Annotated in this window: 29 protein-coding genes; 16 read left to right on the top strand and 13 right to left on the bottom strand. The window is 67.5% G+C overall.

Annotated features, from left to right (window positions below):
- Positions 1–61: 61 nt before the first annotated feature.
- On the top strand, positions 62–2701 hold the full coding sequence (locus ACWPV3_RS12095; protein ID WP_453978019.1) for a TonB-dependent receptor plug domain-containing protein: 2640 nt from the start codon (positions 62–64) through the stop codon (positions 2699–2701).
- Positions 2702–2718: 17 nt separating this feature from the next.
- Positions 2719–3063, top strand: a complete 345-nt coding sequence (locus tag ACWPV3_RS12090) for an ArsC family reductase (RefSeq protein ID WP_292088570.1) — start codon at positions 2719–2721, stop codon at positions 3061–3063.
- Here ACWPV3_RS12090 and ACWPV3_RS12085 read toward each other — a convergent pair.
- A complete protein-coding gene (locus ACWPV3_RS12085; RefSeq protein ID WP_313453083.1) occupies positions 3056–3865 on the bottom strand; it encodes an endonuclease/exonuclease/phosphatase family protein in 810 nt (269 codons plus the stop codon). The two genes, ACWPV3_RS12090 and ACWPV3_RS12085, sit on opposite strands and share 8 nt — an antisense overlap.
- Before the next feature lie 10 nt (positions 3866–3875).
- Positions 3876–4115: a hypothetical protein gene (locus tag ACWPV3_RS12080; protein ID WP_292088567.1), complete on the bottom strand. Its 240-nt coding sequence runs from the start codon at positions 4113–4115 to the stop codon at positions 3876–3878.
- Between the two features lie 192 nt (positions 4116–4307).
- Here ACWPV3_RS12080 and ACWPV3_RS12075 point away from each other — a divergent pair, with 192 nt between their 5' ends.
- The 11 genes from ACWPV3_RS12075 to ACWPV3_RS12025 all read left to right on the top strand — a co-directional run bounded on the left by ACWPV3_RS12075 (position 4308) and on the right by ACWPV3_RS12025 (position 12301).
- The gene (locus ACWPV3_RS12075) at positions 4308–4715 is read left to right on the top strand and encodes a hypothetical protein (RefSeq protein WP_313453081.1); all 408 of its coding nucleotides are present in this window, start codon (positions 4308–4310) and stop codon (positions 4713–4715) included.
- Between the two features lie 16 nt (positions 4716–4731).
- Positions 4732–5259 carry an RNA polymerase sigma factor gene (locus ACWPV3_RS12070; RefSeq protein WP_313453080.1) on the top strand — a complete coding sequence of 176 codons (528 nt, stop codon included), beginning with the start codon at positions 4732–4734 and terminating at the stop codon, positions 5257–5259.
- A complete protein-coding gene (locus ACWPV3_RS12065) occupies positions 5249–5539 on the top strand; it encodes a hypothetical protein (protein ID WP_292088564.1) in 291 nt (96 codons plus the stop codon). Before ACWPV3_RS12070 ends, ACWPV3_RS12065 begins: the two co-directional genes overlap by 11 nt.
- Before the next feature lie 117 nt (positions 5540–5656).
- Positions 5657–6055, top strand: coding sequence for a DUF6249 domain-containing protein (locus ACWPV3_RS12060; RefSeq protein WP_313453079.1), 399 nt, complete (start codon positions 5657–5659; stop codon positions 6053–6055).
- 22 nt (positions 6056–6077) lie between these two features.
- Positions 6078–6635: an RNA polymerase sigma factor gene (locus ACWPV3_RS12055; protein WP_313453078.1), complete on the top strand. Its 558-nt coding sequence runs from the start codon at positions 6078–6080 to the stop codon at positions 6633–6635.
- Positions 6625–7026, top strand: a complete 402-nt coding sequence (locus ACWPV3_RS12050) for a hypothetical protein (RefSeq protein WP_313453077.1) — start codon at positions 6625–6627, stop codon at positions 7024–7026. Before ACWPV3_RS12055 ends, ACWPV3_RS12050 begins: the two co-directional genes overlap by 11 nt.
- Before the next feature lie 226 nt (positions 7027–7252).
- A complete protein-coding gene (locus tag ACWPV3_RS12045; RefSeq protein ID WP_453978018.1) occupies positions 7253–8029 on the top strand; it encodes a tetratricopeptide repeat protein in 777 nt (258 codons plus the stop codon).
- 23 nt (positions 8030–8052) lie between these two features.
- Positions 8053–9429 carry an outer membrane protein assembly factor BamB family protein gene (locus tag ACWPV3_RS12040; RefSeq protein ID WP_453978017.1) on the top strand — a complete coding sequence of 459 codons (1377 nt, stop codon included), beginning with the start codon at positions 8053–8055 and terminating at the stop codon, positions 9427–9429.
- A gap of 31 nt (positions 9430–9460) precedes the next feature.
- Positions 9461–11089 carry a ribosome biogenesis GTPase Der gene (gene der / locus ACWPV3_RS12035; protein WP_292088555.1) on the top strand — a complete coding sequence of 543 codons (1629 nt, stop codon included), beginning with the start codon at positions 9461–9463 and terminating at the stop codon, positions 11087–11089.
- An 18-nt stretch (positions 11090–11107) separates the two neighbouring features.
- A complete protein-coding gene (locus tag ACWPV3_RS12030; protein WP_453978016.1) occupies positions 11108–11572 on the top strand; it encodes an NUDIX hydrolase in 465 nt (154 codons plus the stop codon).
- Between the two features lie 102 nt (positions 11573–11674).
- Entirely contained in the window at positions 11675–12301 is a 627-nt protein-coding gene (locus ACWPV3_RS12025; protein ID WP_312733117.1) for a methyltransferase family protein, read from the top strand.
- Here the strand turns inward: ACWPV3_RS12025 and ACWPV3_RS12020 are convergent.
- The 5 genes from ACWPV3_RS12020 to ACWPV3_RS12000 all read right to left on the bottom strand — a co-directional run bounded on the left by ACWPV3_RS12020 (position 12289) and on the right by ACWPV3_RS12000 (position 14625).
- Positions 12289–12714, bottom strand: coding sequence for a LytR/AlgR family response regulator transcription factor (locus ACWPV3_RS12020; RefSeq protein ID WP_453978015.1), 426 nt, complete (start codon positions 12712–12714; stop codon positions 12289–12291). The genes ACWPV3_RS12025 and ACWPV3_RS12020 overlap by 13 nt on opposite strands.
- A complete protein-coding gene (locus ACWPV3_RS12015) occupies positions 12672–13007 on the bottom strand; it encodes a hypothetical protein (RefSeq protein WP_453978014.1) in 336 nt (111 codons plus the stop codon). Before ACWPV3_RS12015 ends, ACWPV3_RS12020 begins: the two co-directional genes overlap by 43 nt.
- Before the next feature lie 108 nt (positions 13008–13115).
- Positions 13116–13547, bottom strand: coding sequence for a hypothetical protein (locus ACWPV3_RS12010; RefSeq protein ID WP_453978013.1), 432 nt, complete (start codon positions 13545–13547; stop codon positions 13116–13118).
- Positions 13513–13791 (bottom strand): hypothetical protein, encoded by a 279-nt coding sequence (locus tag ACWPV3_RS12005; protein WP_453978012.1) that lies wholly within the window; start codon positions 13789–13791, stop codon positions 13513–13515. Before ACWPV3_RS12005 ends, ACWPV3_RS12010 begins: the two co-directional genes overlap by 35 nt.
- A gap of 75 nt (positions 13792–13866) precedes the next feature.
- Positions 13867–14625 carry an SDR family NAD(P)-dependent oxidoreductase gene (locus tag ACWPV3_RS12000; RefSeq protein ID WP_453978011.1) on the bottom strand — a complete coding sequence of 253 codons (759 nt, stop codon included), beginning with the start codon at positions 14623–14625 and terminating at the stop codon, positions 13867–13869.
- Between the two features lie 104 nt (positions 14626–14729).
- Between ACWPV3_RS12000 and ACWPV3_RS11995 the strand changes: the two genes are divergently transcribed.
- Positions 14730–15500, top strand: coding sequence for an MFS transporter (locus tag ACWPV3_RS11995; RefSeq protein ID WP_453978010.1), 771 nt, complete (start codon positions 14730–14732; stop codon positions 15498–15500).
- Between the two features lie 138 nt (positions 15501–15638).
- On the top strand, positions 15639–15878 hold the full coding sequence (locus tag ACWPV3_RS11990) for a hypothetical protein (RefSeq protein ID WP_453978009.1): 240 nt from the start codon (positions 15639–15641) through the stop codon (positions 15876–15878).
- Positions 15879–15890: 12 nt separating this feature from the next.
- Here the strand turns inward: ACWPV3_RS11990 and purF are convergent, their stop codons facing one another.
- From purF to radA, 3 genes are read right to left on the bottom strand one after another with little or no spacing between them, the layout of a single operon-like run.
- The gene (gene purF, locus ACWPV3_RS11985) at positions 15891–17396 is read right to left on the bottom strand and encodes an amidophosphoribosyltransferase (RefSeq protein ID WP_453978008.1); all 1506 of its coding nucleotides are present in this window, start codon (positions 17394–17396) and stop codon (positions 15891–15893) included.
- A gap of 26 nt (positions 17397–17422) precedes the next feature.
- A complete protein-coding gene (locus tag ACWPV3_RS11980; protein WP_453978007.1) occupies positions 17423–18016 on the bottom strand; it encodes a CvpA family protein in 594 nt (197 codons plus the stop codon).
- A 28-nt stretch (positions 18017–18044) separates the two neighbouring features.
- The gene (gene radA, locus ACWPV3_RS11975; protein ID WP_453978006.1) at positions 18045–19427 is read right to left on the bottom strand and encodes a DNA repair protein RadA; all 1383 of its coding nucleotides are present in this window, start codon (positions 19425–19427) and stop codon (positions 18045–18047) included.
- 209 nt (positions 19428–19636) lie between these two features.
- On the opposite strand from radA, the gene ACWPV3_RS11970 reads away from it, so the two are divergent.
- A complete protein-coding gene (locus ACWPV3_RS11970) occupies positions 19637–20269 on the top strand; it encodes a Yip1 family protein (protein WP_292088538.1) in 633 nt (210 codons plus the stop codon).
- Here the strand turns inward: ACWPV3_RS11970 and alr are convergent.
- From alr to ACWPV3_RS11955, 3 genes are all read right to left on the bottom strand, one after another.
- Entirely contained in the window at positions 20263–21300 is a 1038-nt protein-coding gene (gene alr, locus ACWPV3_RS11965; protein ID WP_453978005.1) for an alanine racemase, read from the bottom strand. The two genes, ACWPV3_RS11970 and alr, sit on opposite strands and share 7 nt — an antisense overlap.
- 454 nt (positions 21301–21754) lie before the next feature.
- On the bottom strand, positions 21755–23245 hold the full coding sequence (locus ACWPV3_RS11960) for a replicative DNA helicase (RefSeq protein ID WP_292088536.1): 1491 nt from the start codon (positions 23243–23245) through the stop codon (positions 21755–21757).
- Positions 23246–23352: 107 nt separating this feature from the next.
- The gene (locus ACWPV3_RS11955; RefSeq protein ID WP_453978004.1) at positions 23353–23724 is read right to left on the bottom strand and encodes a hypothetical protein; all 372 of its coding nucleotides are present in this window, start codon (positions 23722–23724) and stop codon (positions 23353–23355) included.
- Positions 23725–23735: the final 11 nt, after the last annotated feature.

Below are 23735 nucleotides of genomic sequence, written 5' to 3'. Positions count from 1 at the left end.
GATCTTTCGCAAAATGGCGACGCTGGCTAGAAGCCGCGCTCTACCGGCGGGGAGCAGTTCGATGGCGCAGCGAAATATCCTGATGAGCACGGCGGCCGTGGCGTGGTTGACGGGCGCCGTCGCCGCTCAGGCGCAGGATGGCGGCGCGGCTAAGCCGATGGAGCGGTTGGACGATGTCGTGGTGACGGGGTCGCGAATCGCGGGCGGCGACCGTATCGCGCCGGTGGAAATCATCGGCGCAGACGTCCTGACGGCGGCCGGCGTGTCCGACCTGTCGCAAGCTCCGCGCCTGGTGACGGCCAATTCGGGCTCGGAGACTCAGGTCGATCAACTGAATCAGCCGCAAAGCTCGGGCACGGCCCAGTTCAATCTGCGCAACCTCGGCCTGGGATCGACCCTGGTGCTGGTGGACGGACAACGCTGGACCAGCAGCGCCGTGGTGGCGACCGACGGCTCCGCCTTCGTGGACGTCAATTCACTGGTTCCGACCATCGCCATCCAGCGGATCGAAGTGGTCAAGGACGGCGCCTCGGCGGTCTATGGGTCGGACGCGGTGGCCGGCGTCGTGAACTTCATCACGCGGCGCGGCGTGACGGCGCCGGAGGCGCGCGCCAAATACGCCCTGGCGGACGGGTCCGAGGAGACGGTGGTCGAGGCTCTGGGCGGCTTCGGCCTGCTGGGCGGCGACCTGACGCTGGCGGCGTCGCATTTCCACCGTTCGGCCCTGGGGTCGGACGAGCGCGACTTCACCCAGGCCCGGCGTTACGGCCGTGCGGCCTGGACGGCCGTGACCAGCTATGGGCAGCCGGGATCCTATTTCCGGCCCAGTCGTGGGGCCTATTCGCCCGATCCGGCGTGCGGCGATCCGGCCTTCGCCGACGCCTATCTCAATTCGCCGACCGACAGTTTCTGTCGGCTGGACTATTCCGACTTCTTCGATCTGGTCCCGCAGGAGACGCGGACCCAGCTGTTCGCCGACTATCGACGGCCGATGGGCGGAGAGACGACCTTTTCGATTCAAGGCGCCTGGTCCTCGACCTGGAGCGAGGCGCGGCTGACGCCGTCCCTGCCGATCCTGGCGCGGGCGCTGACCGTGCCGGCGTCGCACCCCGACAATCCGTTCGGCGAGGACGTGCTGTTTCGCGGGCGCCTGCTGGGGGCGGAGGCGGGAGCCATGCGGTCCCAGTTCGACTATCGCACCTGGCGTCTGGCCGCGGGTCTGGACGGGCGATTCGACGGGGGCTGGACCTGGACCCTGGCGGCGACCGCCAGCCGCCAGCACGTCGCCTATGACAAGCCGGACGTGATCGGCGGCGCGCTTCAGAACGCCCTGCGGGGTCTGGGCGGGGCCGGCTGCGACGCCGCGACGGGCGCGCCCGGCGTGGGGCCGTGCCGTTACTTCAATCCGTTCGGCAGCGCCTATCTGGGCACGGGCACGGCGAACGGCGCCGCCCTGATCGACAGCCTGACCGGTAATGTGGGACTGAGGGGCGCCGCCAGCCTGATCGCCGCCGAAGCCTCGACAGGCGGCCAGGCCCTGGCCTGGAGCGGCGGATCGGTCGATGTCGCCCTGGGCGCCCAGTATCGCCGCAGCGCCTTCCGTCATGACTGGAGCGATCTGGTCAATGCGGGGGAAATGCTGACCGCCGGCTATTCGCCCGATTTCGACGGCGACCAGCAGGCGCTGGCGGCCTTCGCCGAGGCGCGACTGCATCTGGGCGAACGGATCGAGGCGCAACTGGCCGGACGCTATGAAACCTATGACGGCGATCAGGGCCGATTCAGCCCCAAGGCCGCCGTGCGTTGGGATGTCACTGACGCCCTGGCCCTGCGCGCGTCCTGGGGGCAGGGGTTCCGTGCGCCGTCCGTCTATGCCCTGTCTGGCGCCCAGGCGTCGCAGCCGTCGGTGTTCGACCGGGGCGCCTTCGTCTTCGTCAACACCCTCACCTCGGGCGATCCGGGGCTGAAGCCCGAGAAGTCCGAAAGCCTGACCTTCGGCGCCCAGTGGCGACCGACCGAGGGGCTGGAACTGGGCTTGGACGCCTGGCGGTTCGACTACGCCGACCTGGTGGTCAAGGAAGCGGCACAGGCGGGCATCGACCGGGCCAGCGCCGATACGACGGCGGGCCTGACCGGAACGGAGGCCCAGCGCAAGGTGACACGCGCGCAGAACGGCGCCCTGACCTTCGTGCAACTGGCCTTCGTCAACGCCTCGTCGATCCAGACGCAGGGGATCGACCTGTCGGCCCGGTATGGACGCGATCTGTGGGGCGGGCGGGCTACGGCGTCGGCGACCTGGACCTATGTGGACCGCTACGACATCCGGTTGGACGCCGGATCGGCTGCGGTGTCGGGCGTCGGCTCGACCAATCTGAACAACATCGGCCGGTCGCTGCCGCGCGACCGTGGGGAGTTCGCCGTGGGCTGGAGCGGCGGGGCGCAGGCCGTGACCGCCCTGGTTCACTACACCAGCGGTTATCGCAACGACCGCAGCGGCATCACCGACCCGCACATCGCCAGCCAGACGACGCTGGACCTGCTCTACACCCGCCAGATCGGAACGGAGGTGGACCTGTCGCTGGGCGTGGTCAATCTTATGGACAAGGCGCCGCCCCTGGCCCAGTTCGCCCTGGGCTATGATCCCGTCGTCGCCGATCCGCGTGGGCGGGTGATCAGCGTGGGGCTGACGAAGCGGTTCTGAGCGGCTAGGAGGCGTTCATGATCACGATGTACGGTATCCCCAACTGCGACACGGTGAAGAAGGCGCGCGTCTGGCTGGACCAGCATGGCGTGGCCTATGATTTCCACGACTACAAGAAGGCCGGGATCGACGCGACGCGGCTGGGCCTGTGGGTCGATGAACACGGTTGGGAGACGGTGCTGAACCGCGCCGGCACGACGTTCAGGAAACTGCCCGAGACTGACAAGGCGAACCTGGACCGGGATAAGGCCATCGCCCTGATGATCGCCCAGCCGTCGATGATCAAGCGGCCGGTGCTGGACCTGGGCGACCGGCGCCTGGTCGGCTTCAGACCGGACGCCTACGCCGCCGCCTTCACCTGAGTTCGACCGTCGCCGCCACGCCGAAGTGGTCGGACGGGTATTCGCCGCCGGTCGCAACGTCCCCGAAGACGTGCGCCTCAACCGGGTCGAAGAATTCCCTCTCGGCGAAGATATGGTCGATGACGCGGTTCGGATGACCCTTGGCCGGGTTCAGGGTGGTGGCGACCGAGTTGCGGGGCAGGGTGCTGAAAAAGCGAGCGCCGGTCAGGGTCGCCAGGCCGGAATCGTCCTGGGTGGCGTTGAAGTCCCCCATGACGATCAGGGGCGCGCCGTCCTGCGGCAGCCAGCGCAACAGATGCTCGATCTGACGCGCCCGCACCGGGCCGGCGTCCTCCTGCCAGGCCAGATGGGTGACGACCACATCGACGGGCCGGCCTGCGACCGACACCCGGACACGCAGGGCGGTGCGGAAGTCGTCCAGCGGCTCCAGCTTGACCGTGTCCTCGGCCAAGACCGGCAGACGGGTCAGGATGGCGTTGCCGTAACGGCGCGGCGCCCCTGCCGGATCGGTCGAGACGAAGGCGACGGAATAGCCGCCCAGTTCACGGGCCAGCATCCGCGCCTGATTCTCCAGACCGACATTGGCGTCTTCCAGCACCTCTTCCAGGGCGATGACGTCTGCGTCTTGGGCCTTCAGCGCCGCGACCAGCAGCGGACGCCGCGCGGCCCAGTCGCCCTGATTGTGCCAGATGTTGAACGTGACCAGCTTCAGCCGCGCGGGCCGTGGGGCCGCAGATGTCGTCGCGCAGGCGGCCAGCGGCAGGGCGGCCGCCGCGCATAGCAGGGCGCGTCTGGCGATCATGCGCCGGACCTCAACCCTCGACCTCGGTTTCCGGGCGGTCATGACCGTCGGCGCTTTCGGTGATCCAGCGTCCGTCGGCGGTTTCGTATTCGATGGCGGCCGTCTGGTCCGGCACCCGCTGCTCGCGCGCGGCGCGCACCGCCGCCGCCTTGGCCGCGTCGTGACTGGAGAAGGTTTCTGAGAAGGTCTCGCCCGCCTTGTAGGCCCAGCCTCCGTCATGTTCGACGATACGATAGACGACGTGGGCCATGGGGTGTTCCTTGCAATGTTCGAGGCACACTAGACCGCCGACGCGCGGTTGGAAACGGCGTCCGACCTCGATGTCATGCGGGGCCCGTCCTCTCCACGAAATAAATGTTCGGCTTCCGCATCCATTGGATCGGGTCGCGACGACTGAACCATGAGAGGCGGAGCGACGGTCGCGCCGCAGGGGAAAAGAACGATGGCTGACCTCTTTCGTGAATTCTGGTGGATTCTCTTCCCGATGGCGGCCTTCGCCTACACGGGGTGGGTGCAGTGGCTTCAGTATCGCCGTCAGAAGGCGCTGCTCGACGTGCTCAAGGTCTATGCCGAAAAAGGACAAGAGCCGCCGCCAGGCGTGACCGACGCCTTGAGCCGCACGGAGAACAACGGCGAGTGGAGCCATAGCGCTTCCGGCGTGGCTGGGCGCTATTGGTTGTTGGCGGGCCTGTTCGGAACCTTGTGCGCCGGTTTCATATGGGGGGGGCTGGACGGGCGTATGGATGGCGGATCAGGTGCGTTCATGATCGTCGGCTTCGTGATGGGGGCGGTCGCCTTGTGGTCGTTGATTTGCGCCATTGTGATTCAGTGGCGCAAACCGACGCCTTGACGACGGGGCGCAGGACATGACCGACGCCGAACTGGCGCGCGCCGCGCGGGACGGTTCGGATGCGGCCTTCGCCAGAATCGTTGCGCGACATCAGGGCGCGGTGCGGTCTTTCCTCAGGCGAATGTGGGCCGGGGGCTGGGAGGATGCGGACGATCTGGCGCAGGAGGTTTTCCTGGCGGCGTGGGCTAACCTGGGCCGGCTGAGAGAGCTTTCCGGCTTGCGCGCCTGGCTGTTGGGCATCGCCTGGCGCAAGACCCAGGACCGCATTCGCCGTGGCGTGAGGACGGCGGCGCGCGAGACCGCATGGTCGCAACAGGTTGTTTCGCCGCTCGGAATAAGCGCGGAAGATCGCATCGCGCTGGCGCAGGCGATGGCGGGTCTGTCGCCGGTTGTTCGCGCCTGTGTCGCCCTATGCGTTGCAGACGGCTGGTCTCATGCCGAGGCGGCCCAGGCGTTGAACCTGCCGATCGGAACGGTAAAGTCGCACGTCGCCAGGGGACGTGCGCGTCTGCTGGCGACGTTGGGAGGTCCGGATGACACCTGAAGAAAAGCTGCAGCATCTGTTCGCCGCCGCCGCCGCTCCCGCGCGCGATCCTGTTTTCGAGGCCGAGACAGCATTGCGCGTCGCGCGGCGTCGAGCGGTTGCTTCTGCGGCGGCGTCCATTCCGCTGGTCGTGGCGGGCGCGGCCCTTCTCTGGTTGTTGCGCCCGATGATCGCGGATCTGGATCTGTCGGTTTTGAACGGTGCGGAGGTTACGGCGGCGGCGGGAGTCCTGGCGACAGGCGCTGCTCTCGTCGTCGCCAGGCAGGTTCTGCGCGGATGAATTCGGACCTTACGAAGATTTCACGTCCGGGCGCGCATCCATAGGGGCGGGCCGCAGCCTCTTGTGGTCATAAGGGCGCTGCAACGGCGGCCCGATACGGATCACAAGGCATACGCCATGGAAGACTTCATTCCGCTTTTCGCCATCTTCGCCGTCTTCGGCACCATCACGGCCATCGTCTTCGGGCCCACCTTCCTGAAGTATCGCGAGAAGCGGGACATCCAGGAGACGGTGCGGCATGCGGTGGACAAGGGCCAGGCCCTGCCGCCCGAACTGATCGACGCCCTGACCAAGGATGTGCAGAAGTCGCTGCCGTCGCGCACCAAGGACATCCGGCGCGGAATCATCTGGCTGGCGACCGGCATCGGCCTGGCGGCCTTTGGTCTGGTCAGCCAGTTCAGCGGCCGTCACTGGGAGGGCGATATCGGCAACGGACTGCTGGGCGTGGCCTGCATCCCGGCCACCATCGGCCTGGCCTATATCGTTCTGAGCTTCTTCAATCCGCACAAGGACTGACGGCGTCCCGGGGGAAACCGTCATGACCAAGTCACTTCGAGAGCTTCACGATGTCGAACTGGCCGTCCAGGCGGCGGCCGGGGGGCGGCGCGAGTATGGCGAACTGGTGCGGCGACACGGCTCTGCGGTGCGGGGTCTGCTGCGCCGGATGGGCGCCGCGCCCTCTTTGGCCGACGACGTGGCGCAGGACGCCTTCCTGCAGGGCTTCCAGCGCTGCGCCGAGTTCAGGGGGCAGGGGACCTTCGCCGGCTGGATCAAGAAGATCGCCGCGCGCCTGTATCTCAAGCGCGTGGCGCACGAGGCCCGCTATGTCGCCGAAAGCGAGGTCGATGAGGCGGCGACGCCCGTCGATCACGCCAGGGCCCTGGACCTGGACGAGGCGATGAAGGCGTTGAACGAAACCGAGCGGGTGTGCGTGTCCCTGTGCCACGGCGCGGGCATGTCCCACCCCGAGATCGCGGCGGCCATGAATTTGCCGCTCGGAACGGTGAAATCCCATGTCAAACGTGGTCTGGATAAACTCCGCGCCCGGCTTCAGCCGGCGACGGACGCAGGCGGGAGGTCGAGCCATGTCGGCTGACGAATTCGATCCGATGATCGAGCGGCTGTTCGCCCGCACGACCCCATTGGCCGACGAGGCCCTGTTCCTGGCGGTGTTTCAGGCCAGGCTGGAAAAACGCTCGCGCTGGCGCAGTCTGATCCTGACGGCAGCCGCTGTGATCGGCGGCGGTCTGGCTCTGCGCGAGGGGGTCAAGGTGAACTTTTCCGACGAGGGCGGGGCGCCTGTGGTCCAGGGCCTGAGATCGGCGAGCGCCGCCGCCCAGGGCGTGGTCCAGACGGGGCTGGATGGCCTGGGCCTGGGGGCGCTGGACCTGATGAGCGGGTCGGGGATGGTGATGTTCTGGGCTGTGGCCGGCGCTCTGGTCGCCATGCTGGCGGCGGGCGCGGTGAAGCTGTCGCAGGACGTCTGAAGACAGGATTTGTCGAATCGTGGATGCGCGATCGACCGTGCACGGAAAAGCGGCGCCGCCGGCCTGGCTTTCGGTCTTCGGAAGACAGGCCGCCGTTTTCCTGCCGAAGTCGGGACCTACTGCTCGAAAAAGCCGGCTAGGCCGTAACGGATCACGTTGCGGGCGAAGCGCCGACCTTCTAGGGTCCGCGCCGGTTTGCTTTTAGCGATTTTGGGGCGACGTTTCCGTGGTTGATGTCTTCGAGCAGGTCGAGGAGGAGCTTCGCTCCGAGCGCTACAAGCGTCTGGCCCGCACCTGGTTGCCTGTCGTGGGCGTCGTTCTGGTGGTCGCGTTGATCGGCGCCCTGGGCTGGTGGGGTTGGGATTCCTACAACTCCAACCAGGCGGCCAAGGGGGCGGCGGCCTATGATCGCGGCATGGAGGCCCTGCGCGCCGAAAAGCCGATGGACGCCCGCGCCGCCTTCGAAGAAGCCGTGAAGGCCGGCGGCGCCTACAAGGTCCTGGCCCTGCAGCAACAGGCCGGCCTGGCCGTGACCGCCAACAAGATTCCCGACGCCGTGCGCCTGTTCGACGAGGCGTCCAAGGCCGCGAATGATCCCATCCTCGGTGATCCGGCCGCCCTGAAGGCCGCCTTCCTGATCATGGACACCGCCCCGCTGGATGAGATCGAAAAGCGGCTGCAGCCGCTGGCTGACGACAAGCGGCCGCTGCATGCCTTCGCCCAGGAGGCCCTGGCCCTGGCGCGGCTGCAACACGGCAAGACCAAGGAAGCGCGCGAGGCCTTCGTGCTGCTGCAACTGGGGCAGGACGTGCCGGATTCGGTGCGTCAACGCGCCCAGATCGCCATCGAATCGATCGACGCCGGGACGTCGGCGGCCCTGCCGGCCATCGTCAAGGCCGCCGCCGACGCTCCGCCGCCCGCCGCCCGGGCCGGCAACGCGCCGACGCCTTCGACACCGGCTCCGGCTTCGGCTTCGGCCGCCGCTGCGACCGCCCAACAGTGACGCCTCCCAACAGGACGCCCCCGATGACTCGAGTTCTGAAAGTCGCGCTGATCTGCGGCGTCGCGGCCACCATGGCCTCCTGCGGCACCCTGACGCGCAACCTGCCGTTCATCGGCAAGAAGGATCAACCGGGGGCCACCGCCTCGGCCGGCCAGCGGATTTCGGTGCTGGAGTTCGAACAGCAGCTGGCGCCGTCCGCCGCCCTGTCGGGCCGCGACTTCTTCCTGCCGGGGCCTCAGGCCGCGACGGCCTGGGCCCAGCCGGGCGGCACGACCGAGAATCTGGTCGAACACGTCATCGCCGCCCCGAACTTCCAGATCGCCTGGAAGCGCAACATCGGCGCTGGTTCGGCCCGTGTCGGCAACGTCATGGCGCCGGTGGTGGCCGACAACGGCAAGATCTTCGTGCTGGACGGCGATTCGACGGTGTCCGCCGTCTCGGCCGACACGGGCGAGATTCTGTGGAAGACCAGCGTCAAGAACCCCGAGCGCGACCGTAGCGGCGGGTTTGGCGGCGGCGTGGCCGTCGGCGGCGGCAAGGTCTTCGTCTCGTCGGGCTATCGCTCCATGTCCGCGCTGGACGCCAACACGGGCGCCGTGGTCTGGACCCAGGCGGTCGATTCGCCGATCCACGGCGCGCCGACCGTGGCGGGCAACCACGTCTTCGTCGTGGACGTGGACAGCCAGCTGTTCGCCTTCGACACCACGACCGGGGCCCAGGACTGGACCTATCGCGGCATCGCGGAACCGGCGCGCGTGATGCGGGCCTCCAGTCCGGCGGTGTCGGGCAATACGGTGGTCGCGCCCTTCGCCTCGGGCCAGTTGGTCGCCTTGTCGGCCGTCAACGGCCAGGCGGTGTGGGAAGAGACCCTGTCGCGCACCAGCCGCACCAGCGCCCTGTCGGAAGTTCGCGACGTCGCCGGCCGCCCCGTCATCAGCCGCGGCATGGTCTATGGCGTCAGCCATTCGGGCGTGTTGGGGGCGCTGGACCTGCGGTCGGGCCAGCCCAAGTGGCAACTGCCGGTCACGGGCGTCAACGCGCCGCTGCCGGTGGGCGACGTGGTCTATGCCGTGTCCAAGTCCGGCCAGCTGATCACCGTCAACCGGGATACGGGCCAGGTCTATTGGACGCGCGAACTGAATGAGGGTCGCGCGCGCAAGGAAGGGGGCTTCCTGACCTTCGGTCGTCGCACCATCACGCCGCAATGGTCGGGGCCGCTTCTGGCGTCGAACCGTCTGGTGATGGTCAACTCCTTCGGCGAAGCGGTGGCGTTCGATCCGAAGACCGGCGCGCAGCAAACCACGCTGAAGCTGGGCGCGCCCGCCTATATCGCCCCGGCGGCCTATAACGGCGCGCTTTACGTGCTGACCGACAATGGTCAGCTGATCTGCATCCGCTGACGTTTCAGCCAAATTGCGTTAGAAGGCCGATATGGCTCTGAAGGTCGCCATCGTCGGCCGCCCCAATGTGGGCAAATCGACACTGTTCAACCGCCTTGTCGGCAAGCGTCTGGCGCTGGTCGACGACCGCCCCGGCGTGACCCGTGACCGTCGCTACGCCGACGGCAATATCGGCGATCTGGACCTGACGCTGATCGACACGGCGGGTTATGAGGACGTCACCGACGAAAGCCTGGAAGCCCGGATGCGCGAGCAGACCGAGGCGGCCATCGAGGACGCCGAGCTGATCCTGTTCATGATGGACGCCCGCGAAGGCGTGACGTCGCTGGACCGCATCTTCGCCGACCGCCTGCGCAAGGTGCACAAGCCGGTCATCCTGCTGGCCAACAAGTCCGAAAGCCGCGAGAGCGGCGGCGGGGTGGGCGAGGCGCACGCCTTGGGGTTCGGAGAGCCCGTCGCCATTTCGGCCGAACACGGCGAGGGAATGGCCGATCTGTACGCCGCCCTGGTCGCCGGCTCTCAGGATATCTTTGTCGAGGAGATCGACGAGCCGGACAAGCCGATCCGCATCGCCGTCATCGGCCGGCCGAACGCGGGCAAGTCGACCCTGATCAACCGGTTGATCGGCGACGATCGGCTACTGACCGGGCCGGAGGCGGGGATCACGCGCGATTCCATCTCGGTCGATTGGGTCTGGGAAGGCAAGAATATCCGCCTGGTGGACACCGCCGGCATGCGCCGCAAGGCCCGTGTGCAGGAGAAGCTGGAGAAGCTGTCGGTCGCCGACACAATCCGCGCCATCACCTTCGCCGAGGTGGTGATCCTGGTGATGGACAAAGACGACGCCTTCGACACCCAGGACCTGCAACTGGCCGATCTGGTCGAGCGCGAAGGCCGGGCCCTGGTCTATGTGGCGTCCAAGTGGGACCTGGAGGAAGAGCCCCAGTCGCGCCTGGCCAAGCTGAAGGCCATGGCCGAGGACAAGCTGCCCCAGCTGAAGGGCACGCCCTTCGTCGCCCTGTCGGCGCATTCGGGCCGGGGCGTGGACCGGTTGATGCCCGCCGTGCTTCAGGCCTATGACAACTGGTCGGTCAAGGTGAAGACCAAGGACCTGAACACCTGGCTGTCGATGGCGACCCAGCGGCACCCGCCGCCCGCCGTGGACGGCAAGCGCATCAAGCCGAAATACATGGCCCAGACCAAGGCCCGCCCGCCCACCTTCGTGCTGATGGCCAGCCGCGCCGAGGCGATGCCGGACCACTACAAGCGCTATCTGATCAACTCCCTGCGCGAGAGCTTCGATCTGCCGGGCACGCCGATCCGTCTGATCGTCAAGACCAGCGGAACCAACCCCTATGTCGATGGCGGCGCCAAGTCCGGCCCCGAACGGTTCAAGGGCGCGGCCAAGACCGCCCCGCGCCGGGTGCAGAAGGCCGAAAAGGCCGAGGAACGGTTGTCGAACCTGCCCGGCAAGGCGCTGGAGCAGAAGGCCAAGGCGGGGATCAAGCCCAAGGTCAAACCCCTGGGCGGGTTGAAAGCCAGCGCGTCCAAGAAGTCCGGCACCAACGCCTTCGTCGGCAAGGGCGCGCGGGGCGGGGCCCGCCAGGTCTCGCGCTCTGGCCGCGTCCGCACCGGCCAGAAGGGCGGCGCAAAGCGTTGAGGTCGAGGCGTTGATCGCATGAGCGACGCCGATCCCTCCATCCTGCCTGATCGGCCCACGTCACGATGGCTGATTGTTGACGGGCAGGGGCGGGTTCTGCTGTTCCGCTTCGACTATGCGGACGGACCGTTGGCTGGGACCGCCTTCTGGGCGACGCCTGGCGGCGGCTGCGATCCTGGCGAGACCTATGCTGACGCCGCGCGTCGCGAACTGTTTGAGGAAACCGGCCTGGTCGTCGAGGATCCCGGGCTGGAGGTCGCGCAGGTCATCGAATGTTTCCGCCTGCCCGACGGGCGAATGGCGAGGGTCGATCAGCGGTTCTTCCTGCTGCGAACCGAGGATTTCGATCTGTCGAACGTGGCCTGGACGGAAGAGGAGCAGCGGGTGCTGACGGCGCATCGCTGGTGGAGCGCCGACGACATCCGCGCCTCGACCGAGACGATCTGGCCGGCGGAACTGGCGGACCTGCTGGCGACCCTCTGAACCGTCGCAGGCGGCTTTCGAGACCGATTTTCGCTCGCAAACATACCACTTGCGCGTCGTCGTAAAGCGGCGCTTGGATTCAGGCCTAATACGGAGCGAATAATGACCCCGATCCAAGCGTTCGACCTTCAGGCCGTTCAGAAGATCCGCAAGGGCGCCGTGCTTGTCGCCCTGCTGGCGCTGGTCGGGCTGACCATGGTGTCGCAATCCGCCAGCGGCCTGGACAGTCCGCTGCACGAAGGCGTCGAAGCTGTGGGCCTGGCCGCCATCGTCTTCGCCATCGTGGGGCGCGCCTGGTGTTCGCTCTATATCGGCGGGCGCAAGAAGGCCGAGATCGTGTCGCGCGGTCCCTATTCGATCAGCCGCAACCCGCTCTATATCTTCAGCTTCTTCGGCGCGTTCGGCGTCGGTGCCCAGAGCGGCAGCCTGACCCTGGCGGTGCTGTTCACCTTGGCGTCGGTGGCGGTCTTCTATCTGACGGTTCGCCGCGAGGAGGCCTGGCTGGGCGCGACCTTCGGCGCCGACTATGCGGCGTACAAGGCCCGGACGCCGCGCTTCTGGCCCAACTTCGCCCTCTGGCGGGACGAGGAGGACCTGTCGGTGCGGCCGTCCTTCTTCCTGACCACGATCCGCGACGGCCTGGTCTTCCTGCTGGCCATCCCCCTGTTCGAAGCCATCGACCTGGCCCAAGCCGAGGGTTGGCTGAAGGTGTTTGCCTATCTGCCCTGAGGTGACCGCCCCAGCTTTTCCAGCACAGCGTCGCGATAGGTGCGGCTGACCACCAATTCGGCGCCGCTGGCCATCGTCAGCCGCCAGGCCCCGTCCGACAGCGGCTGGACCTGACCGACGCGGGCCAGGTTGATCAGGCTGGAGCGGTGGCTGCGGGTGAAGAGGCGCGGATCCAGACGCGCTTCCAGCGCCTGTAGCGTGTCGCGGATCAGGCCCTCCTTGCCGTCCCAGTTGACCACCACATAGTTGCCGGCCGAGGCGAACCATTCGATGTCGCCGACAGGGATCGAGGCGCGCGTCCGGCCCGTGGAGACGAGAATGCGCTGGTTCTGGTCCGGCTCCAGCGTGCGGGCCTGGGACAGGGCGGCGGTCAGGACAGCGATCGGTCGCGGGCGTCGCGGGCGCTGCGCCAATAGGCGGCGGCTAAACCCACGGCGACGACGGCGGTGTAGAGCGGAAGGACGACCGGCAGCCGGTCGATGGTCCGCGCCGCCCATTCGCTTCCGTCGCCGGCATGATTGAGGAAACCCATGTCGGTGTGGGCGTTCAGGGTGGCGATCACGGGAACGACGTCCGGCATGACAGCGACCAGAACACCTGTCGCCCGCCACCCGGCGCCGAACCGGCGGATCACGGCCCATGTCAGCCCCGCGACCCCCAGCCACGGTGTGTACGACAGGGCCGCCCAAAGCAGGGACGCGCCCACGGACAACTCTGCCAACCCGCGCCGCAGATACCAGGCGACGGGCCAGCACGGTGGCGACATAGCTGTAGGCCGTAAACAGGCCGACGGCCGCTACGACGGGCGCGCGCTTCAACCGGCGCACAAGGGAAGACGGCGTTTGCGGACCAGGAGGGTCGCGATCCAGGCGACCATCAGACATTGGAACAGGACGGTCGGCCAGAGCTGGCTCCAGGGCGCGGGCAGGGCAGTCAGGAAGTTGCCCGAGAAGGCGCTCAATACCGCAGAATAGGCTCTGAGCATCTTCGCCAGATGCTCGTAGGTCCAGAGGTTTGGCGAAAGGGGCCAGGATGTCGGGGCGACGAACCGCCACAGATCCCAGACGCCCATCGTCAGGGCGCTGGCGGCCAGGGCGGCGGAGACGGTTGCGGGACCGTCTGAACGGCCGCTCGCCAGCAGGACGAGAACCCACAGGCCGACGCCGATCACGCCCAGCGTCGCGGCCCAGTCCAGAGGGCGAGCGCGGTCCTCAGCGTTCAGATCGGGCCGTTTGCGCCCCAACACCCGCGCGCCCGAAAACAGGTTGAGCGTCGCGGTCGCCGACAGGGCCAAGGAAATAGGTGTTGAACCTAAGCGCCGTCATTGCCCAGGCGCAGACCAGAAGGACGGCCATCAGGCCGGCGAACAGCCGTCTCCAGAGCCGATGGGCGCGGCTGCCCTTTCGCGTGACGACGGGAAGGACGCCGACCAGAACGGCGCAAAGCCCGGTCGAGACGTGGATGATCAGAAAGGACGAGAACAGGGTCATGGACCCCGCCTTGCCGCCGCCCGCCACACATCGCCATCGTCCTGGGACGAACGGCGGCCGGCAGGGACGAAAGCCTCAGATCAGGGCTTCGGTTGACGGGCCGGACTTCCAATCCCGAAACCGGATAGTCAGGGGCGGGATCGCGTCCGGGCGGGCCAGGTCCACGACCAGGGGGCCGATCTCGGACGGATGGGGCAGGACCGACGGGTCTTCGCCCGGATAGGCCTGGGCGCGCATGGCGGTGCGCATCCGGCCCGGATCGACGATGCTGACGCGGACGGGCGTGCTTTCGATCTCGTCGGCCCAGGCCTTCACCAGGGCCTCGGCGCCCGCCTTGGTGGCGGCGTACATGCCCCAGAAGGCGCGCGGGTTGGTGGCGACGCTGGTGGTGAAATGGATAGCCCGACCGGCGTCGGATGCACGCAGCAGCGGCTCCAGCGACCGGATCAGGCGATAGACGGCGGTGAAGTTGGTCTTCTCGACCTTGGCGAACTCGCGCGGGTCGGCGTGGGACACCGGCGTCAGGCCGGAGGGCCCCATGGTCGCCGCCGCATGGACCCAGACGTCCAGCTTCTTGAAGCGTTCGAAGATGGCGCCGCCCAGACGGTCGATGGCCCCGCCGTCCACCAGATCGAACGGCACCAGGGTCGCGTGCTTGCCGGTGGCGGCGAAGACGGCGTCGTCCAGCTCTTCCAGACCGCCCTGGGTGCGGGCCGTGGCGACGACGTGCGCTCCCGCCTTGGCCAGCGCCAGGGCGCTTTCATAGCCGATGCCGCGCGAGGCGCCGACGACAAGGGCGATGCGGTCGGCGAGAGGGGCGGGGGCGGTCGACATCCCTGTCTGATAGGCTGCATCGCCCGGAACGCCAAGGGAGGCTCGACGCTGAAAGTGGATGCATGATATGCGAACGACTCTCATTATTATGTTGAGCCGATGCCATGACCCGTATCGCGATCTTCCTGTCCGTCTTCGCCTCGACCCTGGCAGTCATGATCATCATGCCGATGCTCGCGCCCCTGATCCGGGCGATGGGATTGAGCGAAAGCCAGGGCGGCTGGATGATTTCCATCGGTTCGATCGTCATGGCGGTCACAGGAGCCTGGTGGGGCGCCAAGAGCGATCATTGGGGGCGCAAGGCCGTGATCCTGGCGGGGTTCGCCGGCTTGTGCGTCAGCTATGCCGTCTATGCCGTGGTGATCGACTTGGGCCTGAAGGGCGTCCTCGTCGGCGTCCCGCTTCTGGCGGCCTTGTTCGCTGGCAGGGCGTTTGTCGGAGCCTTTTTGCCCGCCGCCCCGGCCGCCGCCCAGGCCTATATGGCCGACACCACCACGGCCGAGACCCGCAGCGCGGGGATGGCCTTGATCGGCGCGGCCAGCGGCCTGGGCATGATCGCGGGACCGGCCCAGGGCGGCGCCTTGGCGTTGCGGGGGTTGATCTGGCCGATGGTCCTGGCGTCGGTCCTGCCGGTTCTGGCCTTCGTCATGGTCGCCCTGGTGGTGCAGCGATCGACCACTCATCGGCTTAGCCCGTTCGCTCCCGCCGTGCGCGGCTGGCTCTTGATCGGCCTGCTGTTGATGCTGACCATCGTGACGCTTCAGGTCAGCGCGGGCTTCTATTTTCAGGACCGCCTGAATCTGAGCGGGTCGGAGACGGCGCGGTTCCTGGCCCTGTCGCTGAGCGTGGTCTGGCGACCCAGACGATGCAGATGAAGCTGTTGAAATGGGCGCCGCGCCGGCTGGTGCGAGCGGGCGCTCCGTTCCTGCTGATTTCTCTGCTGGTACTGTTGTTCACGGCCTCGCGCGCGACCTATGCGGGGGCCTACGCCCTGTTCGGCGTGGGGGCGGGACTTGGTCATTCCGGGGTATATGTCGGGCGTCTCACTGGCCGTGGATCAGGACCGTCAGGGTGCGGCGGCCGGTCTGGTCACACTGATGCAGGGTGTGGCCGCCATCATCGCGCCCCTGGGCAGCGCCCTGTTGTACGAACGCGCGCCGGGCCTGCCGTTCGCGGTGGCGGCTGTGCTGTGCGCCGGTGTTATCTTGGTCGGGTTGCTGGTCGCGCCCGCCGGTCGAGTGGGCGAAACCTGAACCGAACGCGCTTCAGGCGCTGACCAGCAACGAAAGTTGTCGGGCGCCGAACTCGCGGCCGCCTTCCTCGATCTCACGGTCTAAAAGGCGCGTGGGATAGTCGCCGGTGAAATAGTGGTCGGTGAACTGGGGGTTCGTATTGTCGCGGCCGGTCTCGCCCATGGCGCGATACAGGCCGTCGATGGACAGGAAGCCGAGGGAATCGACCTCCAGCATTTCGCGCATCTCTTCCAGCGTCTTGTTGGCGGCCAGCAGTTGGGCGCGTTCGGGCATGTCGATGCCGTAGAAGTCGGGGAAGAGGATCTGCGGGCTGGCCGAGCGCAGGTGGACCTCCTTGGCGCCCGCCGCGCGGACGGCGCGGACCAGTTTGACGGAGGTGGTGCCGCGCACGATGGAATCGTCGATCAGCACGACGCGCTTTCCTTCCAGCGCCGCCTTGTTGGGGCTGTGCTTCATGCGCACGCCCTTCTGACGGGCGCCCTGGCTGGGCTGGATGAAGGTGCGCCCCAGATAGTGGCTGCGGATGATGCCCATTTCGTAGGGGATGCCGCTTTCCTGGGCGTAGCCCAGGGCGGCGGGAACGCCGGAATCGGGCACAGGCACGACGATGTCGGCTTCGACGCCGTGTTCCTGGGCCAGGCCGCGACCCATCTCCTTGCGCACCTCGTAGACCGAGCGGCCGTTCACGACCGAGTCCGGGCGCGAGAAATAGACGTATTCGAACAGGCACGGGCGGGCGGCGCGGGCGGGGAAGGGCTTCATCGACCGCAGGCCGTTCTTGTCGATGACCACGACCTCGCCATGCTCGACGTCGCGCACGAAGGTCGCGCCCATCATGTCCAGGGCGCAGGTCTCGGACGCCAGCACCCAGGCCTCGCCGATCTGACCCAGCACCAGCGGGCGTATGCCCAGCGGGTCGCGGGCGCCGATCATCTTGAACCGGGTCTGGGCGACCAGCGCATAGCCGCCTTCGATGCGGGCCAGGGCGTCGATGAAGCGGTCGACGATCTTGGCTTTGCGGCTGCGGGCGATCAGGTGAAGGATGACTTCCGAATCCGAAGTCGACTGGAAGATGGCCCCTTCGCTGACCAGCTGGCTGTGCAGGAACTTGAAGTTCGTCAGGTTGCCGTTGTGGGCGATGGCGATGCCGCCCTGGTCCAGATCGGCGAACATCGGCTGGATGTTGCGCAGGAAGGAACCGCCGGCGGTGGAATAGCGGGTGTGCCCCACGGCTGCCCGGCCGGGCATCCGCTGCGACAGGTCGGCGGCGCCGAAGGCCTCGCCCACCAGGCCCTGATGGCGTTCGGTGTAGAAGCGTTCGTCCTTGACGCTGGCGATGCCGCAGGCTTCCTGACCGCGATGCTGCAGGGCGTGCAGGCCCAGGGCCACGACCGCCGAACCCTCGTCCTCGTCGGCGCCCCATACGCCGCAGACGCCGCATTCCAGACGCAACTGATCGTCCTCGGGCTCTCGCCAGTGGGGGCGGTGAACGACGGGATCGGCGATATGATGGCGCATCGTCGGGCTCCGATGACCGGGGGATTTCAAGGGGCGGCGTCGCGCGGCGAGTTAGGCCCGGATTGCGTCCGGGGCAAGGCTTCGTCGTTCGAAAACCCGCTGCGCACGGAGGAATCGATCACCGGCGTGAGGGCGTCGGCCCCCCTGGCCACGCCGGGCAGGATGATCTGGATGGCGCGGGCGCCCACGGCGCTGACGGTGTAGAGGCGCGCTTCGGCCAGCCAGCGCGGCATACGCTGCCCCGGCAGGGCGGCGACGATGACCAGATGGATCGCCCCGATCAGGATCAGCGCCCGGCCGAGCCCGACCAGAAGGCCCAGGACACGGTCCACGACCCCCAAGGGGCTTGCGTGGGCCGACTTGGAGATCAGCGACCCGACCAGGCGCAGGCCGAAATAGACCACGAAGAAGGTAAGGACGGCGGCCAGGATCGTTCCGGCCCAGTCGGGATCGACCACGGCGCGCGCCGGAACCGCCGTCCACGGCAGGGCGATCAGGGCGACCAGGGCCGCCAGCACGGCGCTGAGCAGGGCGACGATCTCGCGCACGCCCCCGCGCAGCCAGCCGGCGGCGACCGAGAAGAGCAGGACGATGATGATGAAGACGTCGTAGCCGGTCACGAAGGGCCCAGGCGGTTGCTGCGCGACCCTAATACCGGTTCTGGGAGATTCGTTCGACAACATCCGTCAGACGCGCGGCCGATGTGACCTTCACGCCCTTGGTCCGGCCTTCTTTCTGGGCGAGCAGGGCGGGGGACAGGACCTGGTCGAAGCCCAGCTTCTGCGCCTCGCGCATCCGGGCCTCGGCGCGGCCGACGCTGCGAACCTCGCCCGATAGGCCGATCTCACCGAAAACGACGCAGCCCTGGGGCAGGGGCATGTCCAGGGCCGAACTGATCAGGGCAGCCGCCGCCGCCAGGTCCGCCGCCGGCTCGTTGATGCGCAGGCCGCCCGCCACGTTGAGATAGACGTCCTTGTCACCGAACCCCAGGCCGCAGCGCGCCTCCAAGACCGCCAGCAGCATGGCCAGACGCCCGGAATCCCAGCCGACCACGGCCCGGCGCGGCGTGCCATAGGCGGATGGGGCGACCAGGGCCTGCATCTCGACCAGAACGGGCCGGGAGCCCTCGATCCCGGCGAAGACGGCGGCGCCGGGCGCGCGCTCCTTGCCCTCGCCCAAGAAGAGCGCGGACGGATTGGCGACCTCACGCAGGCCGCTGTCGCCCATTTCGAACACGCCGATCTCGTCGGTGGCGCCGAAACGGTTCTTGCCGGCGCGCAGGATTCGGAACGGATAGCCGCGCTCGCCCTCGAAGGTCATGACAGCGTCGACCAGGTGTTCGACCACACGAGGTCCGGCGACCTGGCCGTCCTTGGTGACATGGCCGACCAGGACGATGGCGGGGCCGTCGTTCTTGGCCAGGCGCACCAGTTCGCCGGCGCAGGCGCGGACCTGTGTGATGGAGCCGGGTCCGCTGTCGTGCACGTCGGACCACAGGGTCTGGACCGAGTCGACGATGACGATGTCGAACTTCTCCCGTTTCAACGTGCCCAGTATGTCGCGCAGCGCCGTCGCGGCGGCCAGATTGACCGGTGCATCGGCCAGACCCATCCGTTTGGCCCGGGCGCGGATCTGTTCAACCGCCTCTTCGCCCGAGATATAGGCCACCCGCGCACCACGCAGCGCCGCCTTTGCCGCCACCTCCAGCAACAGGGTGGATTTGCCCACGCCGGGATCGCCGCTGAGCAGAATGGCCGAGCCGGGCACCACGCCGCCGCCGCAGACCCGGTCGAACTCCGCCACGCCCGTCGTGATGCGAGGCGGCTCCGGTGTGTCGGACTGAAGCGTCTCGAACTGGACGCCGCGCCCGCGCGCCGAGGCGGCGGTCGCTGGCTTGATGGCGCCGGGCGGGGCCGAGCGGCTTTCCTCGCTGAGCGTGTTCCACTGGCCGCACGCGCTGCACTGGCCGGACCACTTGCCGTGCACCGTGCCGCAGGACTGACAGACATAGAGGGCGGTTTCGCGGGCCATGAGCTTCCTTAGCAGGCCCGGCGATTCGGCTGGGCGTTCGTAGGCGGTTACTTACGATCTACGACAGTCCCGGTCGTGGAGCCGCCGGGACGCAACCTTCGCCATTGTGAAGGATTTGAGATCGTGTCGCATCAGGCTTGCCTACAGACGCGACGTACCGTCAGTATCCGTTCATGATGCAGCCCGCATCGCACAGACAAGGCCTCTCGATGACCGATCCCGCTCCCCCCTCGCAGCCCGCCGTCGATCCGGCCCTGATCGCCCGCGTGCGCGGAATCTTGATGCAGCCCAAGGCCGAGTGGCAGGTCATCGACCGCGAGTTCGCCACCACGAACAGCCTTTATACGCGTTACGCCCTTATCCTAGCCGCCATCGGCCCGATCGCGACCCTGATCGCAAGCGTCGCCTTCGGTCATGCGTCGATCGTCAGCGCTCTGATCCTGGCGGTGTTGTCCTATGTGCTGGGCCTGGTGGGCGTGTTCATTCTGGGCCTGATCATCAACGCCCTAGCGTCGAGCTTCGGCGGCCAGCCGAATCCGGTGCAGGCGCAGAAGCTGGCTGTCTATTCCTACACCGCCGCCTGGGTGGCGGGGATCGCCAATCTGATTCCGGTTCTGGGCGGCCTGATCGCCCTGGTCGGCGCGATCTACAGCCTGGTCCTGCTGTTCCTCGGCCTGCCGATCCTGATGAAGGTCCCGGAAGACAAGAAGGTCGTCTATTATATCGTGATCCTGGTGGCCGGCCTGGTGCTGGGCATCATCGCATCGGCCATCGTCGGTGCGGTGGCCGTCGCCTTTGTGGCCTCGACCGCCGGTATGGCTGCGCTTACGGGCGGCTACTGACGATAGACGCGCGGTACGCGTGCGGTGATCGAGGTCAGAAGCTCGTAGCTGATGGTCCCGGCCGCCGCCGCCGCCGCGTCGAGGGGGCGGTTCGGGCCGAACAGTTCGACCTTGTCGCCGACCGCGACATCCAGTCCCGTCACATCCACGGCGCAGACGTCCATGGAGACCCGTCCCAGCAGGGGACGGGTCTGGCCCGCCACCCAGACTTCGCCGCGCGGGCTGTAGGACCGCAGCAGACCATCGGCGTACCCTGTCGCCACGGTAGCGACCCGCACCGGTCGTTCGGCGATGAAACCCCGAGAATAGCCGACGCTTTCGCCCGCCGGGACCTCGCGAACCTGAAGCACATCGGCCAGCAGGGTGGCGACAGGCGCGATGCGGTCGTCGGGCCGGCCTTCGGGTCCCCCGCCGAACAGGGCCACGCCCGGCCGCGCCGCGTCGAAGGCGAAATCGGCCCCGAGGAAACAGCCGCTGGAGTTGGCGAAGGACCGGATCGCGCCCGGATACCGATGGGTCACGGCGTCGAAAAGGTCGCGCTGGCGCCGGTTCATCGGATTGGCGGGCTCGTCCGCGCAGGCCAGGTGGGTCAGGACCAGAGCCAGGCCCTCGAACGCCTCGGGCGCGTCTTCGGGGCGGAAACCGATGCGGTTCATGCCGGTGTCGATTTGAAGCCCGCAGGCGCCGCCGCCCGCCGCCGCCCAGGCCGCCATCTGCGCGGGCTGGTTCAGCACCGGTCGCACGGCTGCGGCCCTGAAGTCGTTCACGACCGCACCGTGGCAGCCGTCCAGAACATAGATGATCGGCTCCGGCCCTAGGGCCGTCCGCAAGGCCACGCCCTCGGCCGCGCGCGCAACGAAGAAGGTTCGCGCGCCTTCATCCATCAGACGTTGGGCGCAGGGGCCCGCGCCCAGACCATAGCCATCGGCCTTCACCACCGGATGCACCGGCGCGCCGATCTGGGCGCCAAGGGTGTGATAGTTGCGCGCCAGGGCGTTCAGATCGACGGAGAGGACGGCGGGAGTCTGCATGGGGCCCGTTATGACCCAAGTCGGTCGCGATGGAAGAGGCCGAAGGCTAATTGGGTCTGTCGGTCGACGCGTGTCGGTGCGCCGTCGTCGATCCGCCTTGTCTGTCAGATGTTCTGGCGCGGGCGGCGTTCGGGACGTGGGTTGCGCGGGGCGGCGGTGGCGCGACGACGCGGCGAGGACCGCCGCGCGGCGTGCCAGGTTCATCGCCCTGGCTCATCGGGATTTGCCCGCCCCCGCTGGTCGCCGGGCTGGACGGAAGCGAGGGGTTGGGGCCTTGGCCGGTCGTGGGACCGACGACGGGCGTCGGTATCGGCACGGTCCGGCTGGCGGGATTGTCCTGAAAGAACAGGGTGAGGGCGAGCAGTAAGGGCGCGATCATGGCGGTCATCTCGCATCGGCGGATCGATGGCTGATGCTGCGCCGAAGATCGATGTTCGGCAAGCCGGGCGTCGCCCTATTCGTAGCTGACCTCTTCGTAGCCGTGCGCCAGGTTGCCGAAGCGGACGGTGTCGGCGTCGAAGGCCAGTTTGACGATGCCGATGGGGCCGTGACGCTGCTTGCCGATGACGACCTCGGCCTGGCCTTGCAGGCGGTCCATGTCCTGCTGCCATTGCAGGTGTTCCTCGGTGCCCTCGCGCGGTTCGGCGCGGCCCAGGTAGTAGCTTTCACGGTAGACGAACATGACGCAGTCGGCGTCCTGCTCGATGGAGCCGGATTCCCGCAGGTCAGACAGCTGGGGCCGCTTGTCGTCGCGTTGTTCGACCTGACGCGACAGCTGCGACAGGGCGATGATGGGGACGTTCAGTTCCTTGGCCAGGGCTTTCAGGCCGCCGGTGATCTCGGACACTTCCTGGACCCTGTTCTTCTGGCTGGCGCCTTCACCGGTGGTCACGAGTTGGAGATAGTCGACGATGATCAGGTCCAGCCCATGTTCCATCCGTTTCAGGCGGCGGGCGCGCGCTGCCAGTTTGGAGATGGACAGGCCGCCGGTGGCGTCGATGTAGAGGGGGCTTTCGCCGATCTCGACCGCCGCGTCGCGCAGCTTGCCGAAGTCCGAGGCGTCAATCTCGCCCTTGCGCAGCTTGTCCGACGACACGCCCGAGGCGTCGGCCAGAATACGCATGGCCAGTTGTTCGGCGCTCATTTCCAGCGAATAGAAGGCGACGACCCCGCCGTTGACGGTCTTGCGCCCCTCGGGCGTCGGCTCCCACTGATAGGCGCGGGCCACGTTGAAGGCCATGTTGGTCGCCAGCGCCGTCTTGCCCATCGAGGGACGACCCGCCAGGATCAGAAGGTCAGACGGGTGCAGGCCGCCCAGCTTGCGGTCCAGGTCGTTCAGGCCGGTGGCCAGACCGGCCAGCTTGCCCTCGCGCTGATAGGCCTCTGCCGCCATCTGCACGGCGCCGGACAGGGCGTGCGAGAAGCTGACGAAGCCCGACGACGGCTTGCCCGTCTCGGCCAGCGAATACAGGGTCTGTTCGGCCTGTTCGATCTGTTCGTCGGCGGGCGTCTCGGGGTTGGGCGCCTCCTTGATGATCTCGCCGCCGATGCGGATCAGGTCGCGGCGCAGGGCGAGGTCATAGACGACGCGGGCATAGTCGGGTGCGTTGGCCGCCGGCGGCGCACGGTCAACCAGATCGGCGAGATAGCGCAGGCCGCCGAACTCCTGAAAGGCCGGGTCCTGCTTGAACCGCTCCATCAATATGGTCGGCTCGGCCAGCATGCCCTGACGGATGTGGTCTTCGATGGCGTCGAACAGGCGCTGGTGAAACGGTTCGTAGAAATGGCTGCCGCGCAGGCGGTCGCTCAGCCGCTCGAACACGCCGTTGTCGAACATCAGCGAGCCCAGGAGCGCCTGTTCGGCCTCCAGATTGTGCGGCATGGCGCTGACGCTGACCGGATCCATCGGGGATGACGAGAAGGGCATGGGGGCGAAGGCGTTCATCGATTAACGCTTTACCCCTGACAGTCTCCTGCGTCAGACGGGGACGCCGCATGGGCCGTGGACAGTTCGCCCCACCTGTGGGCGAACCGAAATTCCTCAATCAATCGCTATGACGCGCAGGGATAGCGTTCCGCCATCCATTCCCGCACAGCTTGGGTCACGCTGATGTTGCGCCGCGACTGAGGGATTGTGTTGAAGCGGGCCAGGACGTTTTCGGGGGACAGACTGATGCGTGTTCCTTCGGGCACGCAGGTCGCGGGATGGCGGCCCGCCGCCTGAGCGGCCTTCTGTTCGTCCCCGACGGTCTTGAAGGCTGTCTTCATCTCATTCATCAGGCGCCGTGTGTCCGATCGCAGCAAGGCGGTCGGATTGCGTGGAATATGGTCGGCCGTGGTCAGAAATTCCTGCACTGTCATGGCGTTGGCCGCCGATGCGGAAAGGCTCACGACGAGAGCCAAGATGCCTGTGACGGTTCTCATGTGCATCTCCA

The organism is Brevundimonas sp. Marseille-Q4549, assembly GCF_976940555.1.
Note: the sequence above shows the minus strand (reverse complement) of the source record. Positions and strands in the feature narration are given on the sequence as shown.